This window comes from Candidatus Defluviilinea gracilis, assembly GCA_016716235.1.
GTDB lineage: Bacteria > Chloroflexota > Anaerolineae > Anaerolineales > Villigracilaceae > Defluviilinea > Defluviilinea gracilis.
Genome location: JADJWS010000001.1, coordinates 329,794 through 344,405 on the forward strand (window position 1 = coordinate 329,794; position 14,612 = coordinate 344,405).

Annotated in this window: 9 protein-coding genes; all 9 read right to left on the reverse strand. The window is 53.9% G+C overall.

The features are described 5' to 3' along the window. Positions 1-27: 27 nt before the first annotated feature. The gene (locus tag IPM31_01570; GenBank protein MBK9005658.1) at positions 28-1,212 is read right to left on the reverse strand and encodes an ATP-grasp domain-containing protein; all 1,185 of its coding nucleotides are present in this window, start codon (positions 1,210-1,212) and stop codon (positions 28-30) included. A 267-nt stretch (positions 1,213-1,479) separates the two neighbouring features. Further along, a complete protein-coding gene (locus IPM31_01575; protein MBK9005659.1) occupies positions 1,480-3,255 on the reverse strand; it encodes a hypothetical protein in 1,776 nt (591 codons plus the stop codon). A 68-nt stretch (positions 3,256-3,323) separates the two neighbouring features. Continuing rightward, positions 3,324-4,739, reverse strand: coding sequence for a glycosyltransferase family 2 protein (locus IPM31_01580; protein ID MBK9005660.1), 1,416 nt, complete (start codon positions 4,737-4,739; stop codon positions 3,324-3,326). A 13-nt stretch (positions 4,740-4,752) separates the two neighbouring features. After that, complete coding sequence (locus IPM31_01585; GenBank protein MBK9005661.1) at positions 4,753-5,505, reverse strand: ABC transporter permease; 753 nt, start codon at positions 5,503-5,505, stop codon at positions 4,753-4,755. A gap of 37 nt (positions 5,506-5,542) precedes the next feature. After that, positions 5,543-6,808: an ABC transporter ATP-binding protein gene (locus IPM31_01590; protein MBK9005662.1), complete on the reverse strand. Its 1,266-nt coding sequence runs from the start codon at positions 6,806-6,808 to the stop codon at positions 5,543-5,545. Between the two features lie 55 nt (positions 6,809-6,863). Further along, positions 6,864-8,411 carry an exo-alpha-sialidase gene (locus IPM31_01595; GenBank protein MBK9005663.1) on the reverse strand — a complete coding sequence of 516 codons (1,548 nt, stop codon included), beginning with the start codon at positions 8,409-8,411 and terminating at the stop codon, positions 6,864-6,866. Between the two features lie 5 nt (positions 8,412-8,416). Beyond that, positions 8,417-11,074 carry an exo-alpha-sialidase gene (locus IPM31_01600; GenBank protein ID MBK9005664.1) on the reverse strand — a complete coding sequence of 886 codons (2,658 nt, stop codon included), beginning with the start codon at positions 11,072-11,074 and terminating at the stop codon, positions 8,417-8,419. Positions 11,075-11,091: 17 nt separating this feature from the next. Continuing rightward, a complete protein-coding gene (locus IPM31_01605) occupies positions 11,092-12,912 on the reverse strand; it encodes an O-antigen ligase family protein (protein MBK9005665.1) in 1,821 nt (606 codons plus the stop codon). A 19-nt stretch (positions 12,913-12,931) separates the two neighbouring features. Next, positions 12,932-14,602 (reverse strand): radical SAM protein, encoded by a 1,671-nt coding sequence (locus tag IPM31_01610; GenBank protein MBK9005666.1) that lies wholly within the window; start codon positions 14,600-14,602, stop codon positions 12,932-12,934. Positions 14,603-14,612 lie beyond the last annotated feature (10 nt).

Below are 14,612 nucleotides of genomic sequence, written 5' to 3' on the forward strand. Positions count from 1 at the left end.
CACTTTCCGTGAACATCAGTGAAAAGTCTACGATCTGCCGTTAAGCAATTTGACATGGATGCGGGATTCCAACAGTTTCAAATCTTCCATGATCTTTTCTTCCGTCGCGGCTTTCAAGACCACATGCCCCAGGCGGTCGGGTCCCAACCGGAAGGCTGGCGCTGTTTCGCCATGATCGTAATCGATCACGGTTTCAATGATCTCCAAGCCATTGCCGTCCACATCGACGCGGTCCAAGCTCCCTCCCGATTTAGACGTAATGAGGAGATTCCCGCAGGGGTTTCTGGATTCAAATTGCGCCTGAGGTCTCGATCCCAAACTCAGTTCGAGGATATAGGCATAATAATCCATTTCATAATGCGTGGAAACCAGTTCCGGCAGGCAGGTTGCGCCCGCGCGCGCGCCGATCTCCAGCACATACACATGATCGCCGCGCAGGATAAAGTCCGCATTGATCGCGCAGGTGGTCAACCCCAACGCCCTGATCGACTTATCGAGTTGGGTCCATACCAGGTCTTTCACCTGATCCGGCAGAGAATACGGGACGTAGTGACCGATCGGCACATCCGTTTTCCCGTGATACAAAATATCGCCGTGCGGCATCACGAACTGCGTCTCCCCATCGATCACCGCCGCCTGTGCGCCGAACTCCACCCCGCTGATGAATTCCTCCACCAAAAAATATTTCTGGCGCGTGGCGCGCATCACGTATTCGAAGGCATGCGGCAGATCGTCGGCGGCGTCCACGCGGATAATGCCGCGGCTACCGGAGGTGTCGACCGCTTTGCAGATCACCGGCTTTTCAAACAGATCGAATGCCTGACGTAGTTCTTCCAAACTCGACACTTCGCGGAAGCGAGCCGTGCAGACCCCGGCGGATTCAAACCGGCGCTTCATCTCCCTTTTGTTTGTTGCCAGCGCGCCGGCATTTTCTGAAATCCCGGGCAGTTCCAGCGCGTCGCACACCACCCCTAATGCGCGGACTGCCGCATCAGTGCCTGTGGTGCAGATGCAATCCACATTTTCATCGCGCGCCAACTGAACGATTGACCGCACATCGGTCGTATCGATATGACAGGCTTTGTCTGCCAGTTTGAAGCCGGGATAATTGCCCGCCGCGCTGACCACCAGCGCGCGCATTCCCATTTCTTTGGCTTTACGGATCAACGGGACCTGATAAATACCAGCCCCAAGTATGAGCGCTGTTTTCATAATTCACCTTTGGTGGTTAGGACTTACGCAGTTGAACCTGTTGCGCCGTAGTTGCACTGCGGCGGCGGCAGTACAACTGCCCGCCAACTGTGTAAGCCCTGGTGGTATGGAAAAGAGTTTGGGAACGCCAACTCAACCCTTAGACCTTATTCTTTTTGTACACGAATTTCACGGAACACACGGAAAAAAGGCGGCTTTCTAAAGATTTTTTCCGCGAAAATCCGTGAAATCCGTGGCGTCCGTGTCTGAAAGAAACAATCTCTTACCCTACGAGAGTGGAAGGAGGCGCGAGGCGATCGTTTGAACCGCTTGCAATCTTCTCAAAGGACGCACATCACGGGTGGAGGTCATCACGGCTTGAAAATCCGATTCCACTTGTTTCATATCGAACCATTCGGAGAGTTGATCCCAGGCTTCGAACAGGGGCCACACCGATTTTTTCCCATGAGCCTGCAAAGGCTCGAAGTCGACGCACAGCGATGTTTTTTCCAGCCCTTTCATGAACGGCTTCCTCAATGGAGCAGGAATCTTGTTGACGATTTTCTTTCGGAGGAAATACCTGCCGGTCATGATATACGGCTCGGAGCCGTACGTGCCGGGAATGGTGGCAAGTTTTCCGTAATAGCGGCGAAAGACATCTCCCAACAGCCTGCGATCATCCAGCACAGCCATCGGCAGGGAAAAACAAAACCGCGCGTAGGTTCGATCCAGGAACGGCGTTGCCACGCCTCTCCAATAATCCTTCAAGGTGGACAGAAAATTGATAAACGTCCTTTGCCTGCTCCACAACTCAAGGTACATTAATTTTTGGTAATTAGCGCCGGGGTAGGAATCGATCTCCTTGCGAAGGTTTGCGGCATTTTCCTCGAGCGCGTCGTTCATGGGACGCTTCATGGTCGAGCGAAGCAGGGACGGGTCCCAATCGGAATACCATTCGTGGTTTACTTGATACCGTTTGGTCGTTTGAAAGCGAACGGAATCGTTGATGGCATCGCCCGACAAAACATCGCCGATGAAGCCGGTGATCGTGGGCGCTGGGGGTTCTGCTTGAATTTCATCCAGAAAAGACATCAAGTACATGCCCTGGAAGTGCATGGCGGTTCCAAACATATCGAACCAGCGCCGTGTGTACTTCATGAGATAATCTTTCGGCAGGTCGATGTGCTTCCAGGGGAAGCCAAGCGCTTTGGCAATTTCGCGGGAATAGATCACATCGGTGTTGTCTGATGATCCCCAGGCGTACGACCGCACCTCCACACCCACATCAGCCGCTACGCCGGCGATGAGGCGGGAATCCAGACCGGCCGACAACGGCATCGCCCAGCGCGGGTGTTGTTTCAATATTTCCGCGATCGCTTTCTGGGATAGGACGTGCATCTCATCGACGAGATCATCCCAGAGCGAATTCCAACGTTCCTGGCTGGGTTGCACCGACCAAAGCCGCGATGCGCGATAGCCGCGTTCGTTCCAGGTTGTCATACTATCGGGCGGGATCGATTTCACATTTTTGTACAGCGTCCAGTCAGAGATGAAATGACCATTGAGCAGGAGCGAAGCCAGACCCGGGAGGAAGAAGTCGTCGGGGGTGAGGTTGGCTGAGGCAACTGTAACAGGCTCCAATGTGGAAGCGATGCGGCTGTGGGGTGATTCCATGTGGTAGACCGGCATGCTTCCCAGCCAGTCGTTCCAGATCGTCCATGAATCGCCATCCGCGTTGACACGCAGGAGGAGTACGCGCCCTTCCCATGGCGGGATAAAATCTTCATCGCGCTCCACTTTCAGAAGTTTTTCCTGCACAGCGCCCCAGGAGACCGAATGATGCGGGGAGCCGATCAGCGCGAGTGTCGATCCGTCGGGCATGGTGTGCGCGCAGTTGGAGATTGTGTCGCGTCCCCAGATATGTAATGTTGTTTCGCCGATCTCGAGCGAGCTTCTTTCAAGATGAGGGAAATAGGATAAGGCGCGGTCTTCGGCTTCGAATGCTCTTGTTAAGTTATTGGGGGGCAGCCCTCGACTGATAGTAAACCCTAGAATTTGGCTCATATGTTTCTCCGTGGAAAGTGTCCCGCGCTGTGGATGGCGTTGAGATTCCTGCCCGGGGTGAACGTGGTTCAGGAACGATTTCCGATGCCGAACATCGATTTAATGAACAATGAAAGCGCGCCGCGATCGGCGAGGTATTTCGGTCTTTTGCGGAAAGCGCTCAACAGCAGGCTGGGAACTTGTTTCGTTTCGCCATTCCGATATTTCTGTTCCGCGCTTTGCGCAAGGAAGTTTGCGGCCAGCCAATGGGCTCCGCGGCTTCCCAGATGTTTTTCAAGTTGGGGGGAAAGAGAATCGAGCCGGGTTAAGACCGCTTCGCCGCTGTCGCTCATGGCATACCCCATCAGTTCGTGTGTTGCCTGCAAGACAAAGGCTTTATCGGGTTGAAACCCTATTTCATCGCCGAGGGAAAAATATTTTTCAGCATCGCCAGCCCGGTCCCAGAGTAATGCGCGGATGCCTCGAACGTAATTGCCGCGGGCAACCGCCCACAGATAATTTCCAAGCGCGCCTGGCATTTCGGCGGGTAATTGTTTGAAGATGGATTCCAATAGCGTTTCGTAGTCGTGACTTTCGTCGTCGACGCAATATCCCATCAGAAACGTTGTATACAGCGACGGAACGCCATAAAACAAACCGGGAGCGCTTTGAGAAATATCCCAAAGGAATTTGCGCCCTACTGCGGTTTCACCCTGGGTAAACGCGACATTTGCCCACATGGCGCGTATGGCGGAATTTCCGAGGGGGCGCATGTTCGAAACCTCCGGCGGACAGCGAGGGTCTGAGAAGATGGCTTCCTGACAGGCAAGTTCATCTTCGCACTTTTTCTCCACTGCGCCGAACCGCCGCCCCGCTTGATAATTTCGGGAGTGTAGGACCCGGTCGATACGGGAGAATTTACACCCCGCCATAAAGAGCTTGCCGCAAACAATGATTTCCCTGCCGCGCATGGCGACTTGCGGATACCAAATTTCCTCGATCAGCGCCCATTTCCTGCGAACCACCCATGAACTGGGCGGAAGGTAAAAGCCCAGAGCGAGTTCTCCCAGCGATATATTTTGGGGAGGTATGGCAACCGTGCGAATTGAATTGGATGAATGCACGCGTTCGTAATATGGGTTGTAGGAAAAGCCCACCTCGGGGTTTTCTGCGAGGAAGTTGACGTGCGCTTCCAGTTTTTCGGGGTGAAAGGTGTCATCCTGGTCGAGAAAAGCGACAATCTCTCCGGCTGAGTGGGTGATACCGGTCCATCTTGCCGTGGAGGCGCCCTGGTTCTCTTCATGGCGGATGTATTTCACCCGCGTATCGGAAAATTGTTGAACGACTTCGCCAGTCGTATCGGGAGATTTGTCGTCGACGACGATCAATTCAAAATTGGTGTAGGTTTGGTCCACCACGCTTTGAATTGCCGCCGCGATAGAGTCTGCCCCGTTATAGGCGGGGATGATCACGCTGACCAGCGGATGATTTTTCATGGCATCCATTAGACTATATCCATTAGACTATATCTGCAAATTGGTATTCCACACGTTTGAAAAACCACACGCCAGCGATAAAGATCAACGCGGAAATGCCCGCCGCCGACCACAAATATTCGCCGGGCATGCGGCTATAGACCAGCACGTCGCGGTACGATGCGATGATTCCCGCCATGGGGTTGAGGAAGTAGAGCCATTTCCATTGTTCGGGAACAAGCGATAACGGATATAAAATGGGAGACGCATAGAACCAGACTTGAATCACCAGTTTGAGGAGGGGGTCCACGTCGCGGTAGAACACGTTGAGGGCGGCGGAGCCAATTCCCAGTCCGAGAATGAGCGCCATTTGAATCAGCAGGATGAGCGGCAGAAAAAGCAATCCCTGCGGAGAGAACGGGATCCGATAGATCAGCATCAGGATAACCAGCAGGATAAATGAAATCAAAAAATCCACCAGGCGGGCAAGAAGCGCGGCGATCGGCAATGCCTCCCGTGGAAAGTAGATCTTCCCCACCAGGTTCATGTTATGCACGAGCGAGGCGGCCATATCGGTCAACGAGGAGGCAAGCAGCGTCCAGGGGATCACGGCTGAATACGAAAAGAGAATATAGGGTATCCCGCCTGTATCGACCGGGACGATGCGCGTGAAGACAACGGCAAAGATGGCAACCGTTGCCACAGGTTGCACGATCGCCCAGAGCCAACCGAGGGCAGATTGTTGGTATCGCCCGCGTAAGGTTCGGACGGTCCACGCCCAGACCAGGTCGCGCATTTTATACAGGTTATTCCTCTGATTTAGCATCGATGCCTCAAACGGTTGAACCGGCGGCGACCCGATCGGTTTGGGAAACCCGCTTCTGTCCCCAAGTGCGGTTGGGTTCAAAGACTGCCCCGTGCGCCTCGTGCCCCTGGATGGAATTACGAACCTCGAACCATTCTGAAACACCAAAAGCGATGCCATCCGAATCGTCTGAATTCATGATCCACGTTTCGGCATAATACATACTGCCGAACAATTGCGACGGGTCTAGCTTAAGGAAGTATTCCCCCTCGCCTTTTTCGATGGACATAGGGAATTGATCGAGATGAGTGCGGATGTTGCAACACAAGAGTCCATCGGAACGGTGGATCAATATAATGGCGTTCGCTTTTCCAAAATCTTTGTACGCCGTGTATTGTACGCGGATCACCACGGGCTGATTGGTGCGCGCTTCACGAATGATGTTTCCATCAACATCGAGCACGTCCACATGGGTAACTTCAATGCCCGCGTTGGCTTCATCCATGCCTTTGTCGAGTCCGCTCATTTTTTCGATACGTCTTTTCTCAAGCACGCGATTGTACATGTCGATGATTTCGGCGCTTGTGCCGGAGGCTTGCAATTGCCCGCGCTCGATATATAACGCGCGCTCGCAAAGCGCCCTAACCAAACCCATGTCATGCGAAACAAAAATGAGGCTTGTTCCATTATTCAGCAACGCTTTGATGCGCTCGATGCATTTCTGGCGGAAGGAGGCATCGCCCACTGCCAGCACTTCATCCACCAGGAGGATCTGGGGTTCGATGCACGAAGCGACCGCAAACCCGAGACGTACTGCCATGCCGGACGAATATCGTTTTACCGGCGTGTCGATGAACTCTTCGATCTCCGAGAAGGCGACGATCTCATCGTATTTTTTGTGGATCTCCTGATACGTCAGCCCCAGGATGGCGCCGTTGAGGTAGATGTTTTCACGCCCAGTCAAGTCAGGATGAAACCCAGCGCCCAATTCGATCAATGCCGAGAGTTGACCGTTCACCTCCACCGTTCCGGTGGTTGGATTCGTGATCTTTGCCAGCAATTTCAAGATGGTCGATTTCCCGGCGCCGTTCGGGCCGACGAGGGCAAGCGACTGTCCCTTTTCCATGGCAAAACTCACATCTTGTAAAGCCCAATGGATTTTCTTGTCCGTTGCGCCTCCCTGCCGCCCCATGGCAGACTTGACCCACTGCGAAAGGATCGACGGGAGGCTGGCGCGCGTTAGACCGAGGTTGTATCGCTTTGACACATTGGCAAATCGAATCACGGGTGTCATCGAAGCGCCTCGTAAAATACTGTTTCAATTGTTGTGGAGGAAACCATACCCATTATTAAGGACGACCTTTTTGATATTTGTTGAAAAACACAAGTAGTACGATCAATATGACAATGACGGGGATTACCCCCGACGCAATTGCCGCGGCGGGACTGCTGTTCGTTCCCAAAATTGGACCATCAAGCACCCCTTTAGGAATTGGAGTACGCGTCGGAGTGGGGATACCCAAAAAGGAATCAGCGATCGCTGTCGCAGTTTCGACCGGAGTCGGGTAGGCGACCGAGGGCAATCTCATTTCTTCATCCAAGGTCTTGTAGGTGTACCAAATTCCATGCGGAGGTCCGCCGGGATCGACCCTCCATACAGCGAAAAGAATATTCCCTTGAACCACAACCGAGCGCACATCGTGCGCCGGGTAATCTGTGATAAACCGTTCGGGGCTCGACCAGAGACCGTCTTTAAATTCACTATGCCAGATACCGCCAATCACCCGTTCCTCGCCATTCTCGATCACTTGAATACGTTGAATGAATAAAGCGTGAGGAATATTGTCGCTGTCCAGCGCCATTGTATTTTCACCGCTCCTGCCTTGATGCCGGTTGAAGGGGATAAATGGGGGCGTCCAGGTATCGCCGTTATCGTTCGATACGCTCACCACCTGCATGGGGCGCCCCTGCTCCACAGGACCGTTCGGAAATGGGTTGCCGCTGTTGTACAACACAACGACCTGCTTGCCAGTATCCACCAACGAAGGATACGAAGGACCAAAGGAACCCACGCCGGCATCTGCTCTTTGGTTCAAGGTGGTCGGTTGGCTCCAACGATGTTCGCTCAGGTTATATCTCGCGTAGTGAAGAGAAACATCCGCGCCTAAATTGGTCACCACATTCCAAACCGCATGGATCGTTTTGTTCTGCCCGGGAAATATCCGCAAACTGAATGGGGTATTGCGCGAGTCGCGGGTTAAGAAAAGCGTTTCCGGGTCGGACCAGGTTGAACCTGAATCGGTGGAGTATACAGAATACACGCCTCCACCGGCAATGTTTCCCGAATAGATCACCGCCAGGTTCCCTTCATCGTCCCCCGAGATCGCGGCGTAACTTGGCTCAATGGCTTGCGTGCCAATGATCGTAGGCGTAGACCACGCCCGGGCAGAAGCGGCTTTTTCAACCCTTGCTTGAGAATAAAAAATATACTTACTGGTTCTCTCACCGCTGTAAAACAATAGATGGAACATGCCTGTTGAGTCCAGATACACGCCCTGAATCACCGCATCGCTGTCCATGGGCGAGAGCAAAATATCGACCGGGGTGGTCCAGCCTTCCTCCAGGCTCCATTTTCGATATACGACCCCGTTCCGAAACCCGGACCCGGTCCATTGAGTTGCGAACGCGTGGACATAATGATCCCGGTCGGCAACGATGAAGGGTGTATAAGTCTCATCGGCGTATCCGGGCACCCTTTCATTCGGCTTCCACGGGGATTCGGTCTTCGCCTCCACCTGAGCGGGAGTTTGCAAGCCTAACGATAGCACAATCAAAAACCCTACCAGCCCGCCAAGCCGCCTGATGGGTAGCGATACAACTTGTTTTGTGACCTTCATATGTATCAGCCCCGCTTTCGGCGGATAAAAACAAAACCTAACAGGACAACAATCACGAGAAGTACCGAGCCGATGATGTTCCTCATGGAGTTATCGGAAAAGACGGAAGATTCCTCCCCAAAGTCGAACGGGATCGTTGTGGAGACCGGCTCCACTCCGGAGCCCGGGGTTGCGTCGCCTTGATTTGGCGTTTTCCCGTTCGCCAAGACCGCAACCTGTGAAAGATCCTCAAATTGATTCGTCACCGCGCGATTGATGGCAAGCACTTCATTCTTGTGTTCGTTCTTCAGGTTCGTATACTCCACCTGCGCAAGCGCGCTTAGTTCGCCGGCGCCGGTCAACCCGCCGGCGAGAGAGTAAGTGAGTTCATCTCCTTGAATAGCGATCTGTTGCGTAAATGTGGAACTCCAGCCGCTCCCATCCCACTCCCAATCTTCCACAACCAAGTTTGATTCTTTGAGGAAAGTGGGGCTGTCTTCTTCAACGATACGCAGAAGGTGTAAATCCCCGTTATTTTGCGCCAGAGCCACCGGGGTTATATTACCGGCAACGCCAGTGATCTCCATTGGCGCAGACCATGTGGCGCCGCCATCCGTTGAAATTTGATCAAAATTAGAGACCACCTCGTCGTTATCTTCCTGCCAGAGCCGGTGAACCACCCGATCGCCATACGAAATAGTATCGAGCCAGATAATCGGCTTTTCGCTAACCAATTCCGGTTCGCTCCATGTGCTGCCGCCATCCATGGATTGAACATATTTCAATTGATTCTCGGTTTTCGATTGGTTTGAATTCACGAAAATCAGATGCAACGTTCCGTCACTGCTCAGGCTGATCCGGGGTTTTTGAGTGATATCCCAGCCGCTCGTCACGCCATCCACGACCTTCACCGGAGCAGACCACGTATCCCCTCGATCCGTTGATTTCACGAGGTAGACGCCCCGTTCTTCATTGAAGGGAACCGCGTATACAACAAGAACCGTGCCGGTCCCGTCTACCAGAATATCGGGTGAGTTATTAATAGTGGACGGCGAGGGCAAGCTTTTGGGGTCGACCCAATCGGTTGTATATCCGGCGCGACTCGCGTCGACCACCGAATAAATTACCGAGCCTGTATCCTCATTGACCCAGGTCACAAATAGATTTCCCTCCTGGCTGATCGCCATGGAGATATCGATCGGTCTGCCATTCAAGCCCCACAACAACCCGCGCGTCGCCGCCCAACTTACACCATCCCAACGGGCATAGGAAAGAGAATGTTTTACCCCGCCGGGTCCTGGGAGCGTGCTTTCGGACCAGATCGTGTGCAACAGCTTCCCATCGGAAACCTGCGCTAGAGAGCCTACTTTCGCCTCGGTTTCATCAAGCAATGGAAAAGGAAAACTCCACGATTCGGTAGAACCAAACCATTGATCCAACGGCTCGAGGGAACGCGAGGTGACCCAGCTATCTCCGCCGTTGCCGAGGTCGCAACCGATCAGATACAGTTTGTCTTTATACAAGGCGTCGTCTTCGCAACGGAACACAATGGGATCGTAGGTCAATGGGTTCGAAAACAACGCGATCTCTCGCTGGAACTGCAGACTGCCCCAACGCCCATCCTTCCAAGCCATAATGGCGGGGTCGTTCCCATCATAGCGGATCAACGTCATGTAGAAGTTATCGCGCTTGATAATGAATTCGACGCTGGTGGGGCATTGCGACAGCGTATCCAACATCAACCGCGGGTTGGTCCAGGTGCCGCCGGCGTCTGAAGAAGTCTGGCTATAGTACACACACTGGCTTGCCCCCGCTTCACCGACCTGATAGAGCAAGACCACATTCTTTTTGTTGACGCCCATTTCGACATTCAAGGGGATGCCATACCCGCCCGTGTCTTCCGGCCCTTTGAGTTGCGCCGCCTCTGTAAACTTAAAACCGCCATCCTCCGAAACAGACGTGAAGATGCGCTTCAACGTGCGCACATCCCAGCCGACGAGCACCGTAGGCTCATCCACATCGTCCGAAGCCGACACGCGAACATGCGCATCGCCGATCTTGATCGACGGTTGATTTTCCACTATGACCGATTCGAAGTACTTGGAGACAAACAATGTAATCGTCTTCTCCCACACTCCGCCGTTTTGCGACCTACGGTAATACACGCCCGCCTTTTCATCTTTGCGAATGAACGCAAGGTGGAAAACACCCGCATCGGTAATATCCACATCATAGTTCAACACATCGTCACCGACGCGTTCTTTGCTTGCCCAAGAGGTGGGCACAGGTAATGTATCCGAGTTCGCCCGCCCCATCATCAAGTTCCCTTCAGGGCTGACCCAAAAAATATTGAGCGCCCCATCCGGGCTGGGGATGATCTTGAATGGTTTGTCGTCTTTTTCCGAAAACGGAAACGTGGAGGTACGCGGAGCCGACCAAGTTGCGCCGCCGTCATTACTGCGCGAATAACGGAACCCGCCGCCGATAGGTCGCCAAATTGCGTGAACGATCCCATCATTGCCAATCACGATCACAGGCTTGTCCGTAGAGCCCGAATTCGAAATGTTGACCGGGTCGGACCAATCGCGCGACGATTGCGCCTCGCCCACCGTCACACTGCCGAATAATTGCGCAACGAGCGCAAAGATGAAGAACGTGAGAAAAAAGGAATTCCTGGTTTTCATAATCATGCGTTTCCAAATCAAGGTTGAATTTGAGACTGGTCCAAGTCGGCGGCAAGCGCCGATGCGTTGTTCGAAAACTCCGTATAGCCCTGCGCCTGCCACCACCGAACGTACTCCGAAAGTTCCTTCCCGGCCTCCGGCATCGAATGCAGCAAGGTCTTTGAACTTTCCAGATCCCCAAGCCACGCATAGCAATACCCAAGAGATTTCGTGATGCCGCGATGGGCAGGATCAAGCAAATGAGCGTTTGAAAGATATCCGCAAGCCGAGGGGATATCCCTGCGGAGGAGGGCGATCAAGCCGAGGCGGTGATTGGCTGTCCGATTGGCTGAGTCAGCCGCAAGGGAGGCATGAAGCGAGGCTTCAGCATCCTGTAAGGTATCCGCAAGAGCGGGTCCAGCCCACTCGTTCGTGGGAAAACCGGCGAGTTCCACGCGAGCCATTTGCGCCGCGCCGATGTTCGCATACCAAAGCGAGCGAAAGGTCTTCCAGTACACTGCCCCAAGAACAAGGAGCAGAACAGCTATGGAGCCGAGGACAATTATATCTGCCCGGTCAAATTGTTTTGGAAGAAGATTGAGCGGTTTCGCTTCGAGCCCGCGAACTGCCAGCCCGGGCAAGAACAAACCCAGCATGGCGCCCATGGTATTGTACAAATAATCATCCACCAAGCCATGCGCGAACGCGATGACCAGCGCGGCGAGAAGCAGGCGATCGAACAATGGATGGCGAGAACTATCTTCCCCCACAGAGTTCGAGGCGATCAACCAAAGACTCGCCAAAAAAAGGATCAGGAAGGCGACCCCGCCAAACATTCCCTGTTCGATAAAGACATCAAGAAAAGTGTTGTGCGCGTTGGGCAGGTAATAATTTGGGATTCCAAGAATATATTGCGAATAGAGACCGGGGAATGCGCCCAAGCCCCCGCCGGTAAAAGGGAAATCTGAAACGAGGCGCAGGCTTCTCCAGAACAATTCGGCGCGCGCCCCGGTGCCGTATGAGTCGTTGCCGCTGACGCTTCCGCCAATGGATGTTGGTCCGACATAGAGCAGGAGAATCAGCGCCGCCAGAACGATCAAGACGAAGACGGGAAAGACCGCTTCACTTCTCCATTTCAATTTGATTCTCGTCGTGAGAAGGATTCGCCCCGCGAACCAGATTCCGCCCGCGCTTGCCACCGCCATCCACACCCCGCGCGAGGTGGCTAAAAAAATCACGAGGGCTTGAAGAAGCAATCCGAAAATCACCCAGGCAAACGCGCCTCGACCCAAGCCTTGCCATGCCAGGTAAATGCCAAACGGCATCATGATCGCAACGAGCCCTGCCGCGTAATTGGGGTGTATCTGCGCCCAGCCGGTGGAAGGTCTCGCTTGCATGAATACCTTTCCCACCTCATTGGCGATTTGTAATTTGCGCGGATCGGCAATAAAATCCTGCGTGAGCAGAAAATAAAGCGCCACGCCAACGCCCACGCAAAAAAATAGCGCGGCTACCCAAACGAGATTCTCGCCCGGTTGAGCGCTCAACGCATAATATAGCAGAGCCGACAGAACGATCAGTTGAAGTTTTTGCAACCCAGTGGACGGGTCGTACGCCGCCCAATAACCGGCAACTGCCGTCAGCACATAGACCGCTACGAACAGATCAAAGCGGGTTCTGCGAAACGGAGCCAAGCCCGCAAAGACACGGGCGCCCCATGGAATTAGCGAGGCGGCGATGGCATACATCCCCAGATCGGGGCGAATACCAACCGCCGCCCCACTCAAAAGCACAAGACACAAATCGAACAACGCAAACCTGGGGCCTCCCACCGATTCGCGCGTTAATGCCCGGGTCATTGACGAATTGAATCTTCGCCTAGCCCGCGCCACCCACTGGCGCGCCCTCATCGGAAGACGCCCAGAAGATGTGTTGCAAACCGACATTGAGGGCGGTTTTCATCGTTGACCAATCGTACATCAACATTTTTAAATATGTGAGAGCCGGACCCGGACGGAACGCCCATTCGCGGAAGGCGCGTTTTTGCCAGTACAACAACTTTTCTGCCGGCATGTTCGGGTAATCGAGCACAGTGCCTTTGTCCATATCCACTTGTTCCCAGCGTGTTCCGGGGCGGAACCATTTATTTTTCACCACTTCAAAGAAGAAGGGCGTGCCGGGATAGGGCGCGGCAACGTGGAAGAGGGCAATATCGAGCGGAAGTTTCTTCGAGAAGTTGATCGTGTCGCGGATGGTCGCTTCGGTTTCGCCGGGCAAGCCGATGATGAAGTAGCCCCAGTTCATGATGCCGGCTTTCTTCGCCCAACGCAGGGCGCGTTCTGCCTTGTCAGGATAGGCGCCTTTGCGGGCATGCTTGAGGATCTGTTCGTTGCCGCTCTCGATGCCCCATGAGATCAGCCGGCAACCCGCCTTGCCCATGAGCATGAGCATTTCCTCATCCACGTAATCGACGCGGCTGTTGCACGTCCATTTGATGCCGATCTTTTCGTCGATCATCATCTGGCATAGTTCCACCACTTGATCGCGGCTGACCGTGAACAAGTCGGCGTACATATGGATGTTGTTGATGCCGAGTTTCTTGAGATACCATAACTCTTCCATGATCAATTTGGGCGAGCGCAGGCGCGTGGCATATTGATAGCTGACGTGCTTGATGCAGTAGGTGCATCCCGCGGGACAACCGCGGCTGGTGACAATAAACGTGAAGGGACCCTTGATAAGCGGCATGCGATAGGATTGCAATGGCAGAAGTTCATGCATGGGAATGGGCATATCGTCGAGCTCTGCCACGAACGGACGCGGGAAGTTGAGGATGACCTCTTCGCCTTTACGCCAGGCAATACCCTTGATGCCGTGCATGTTTACAGTCCCGTCTCCGTTGAGGGATGGGCGGTACGTTGCGTCGTGCTTGGTGAACATCTGCGTGATCTGCGGGGAGCGCTCGCCGATCTTGCCTTCAAGGTGGTCGAGAAGGTCGCGGATGGTCAGGTCTGGTTCGCCCACGAGGGCGAAATCAAGGCTGGGATACGGGCGCATCGTTTCCACCGGGATGGGCGTGATGTGCGTGCCGAAGGCGATGGTCTTCGCCCCCCGCGCGTGAGCGAGGAAACAACCGTAAATGTCATTTTCGAGGGTCGGCGCAGTCATTTGCGTCAAATAATATTTTGGCTGGTATTTGTCGAGCAGTTGGGTAAATTCATGCCAGCCCATACGCTCGGCGTTGCAATCCACCACTTTGACCGTGTATATGGGATGCAACAACGCCGCCATTTGCGCCAGTGAGACCTGGGGCCATACCATGTTCTCGCGCGTGCGGCGACCGACGCGATGCTGGGTGCGAATCCACAACCCTCCGTCGGGGGTGGGAGGATTCACCAGCATGATATCCACAGCCTCAGGGGAGCGTGAAGCGGCAAGCAGTCCCTCGTGCACGATCGCGTCGGCGTTCGGAAAATCCGCATTGCGTAGCTTCGGAATGTTACGCGCCCCCAGGTTGATTGTTTTTATATCCAGGTTTTTGTTTTCCATTTTATTGACT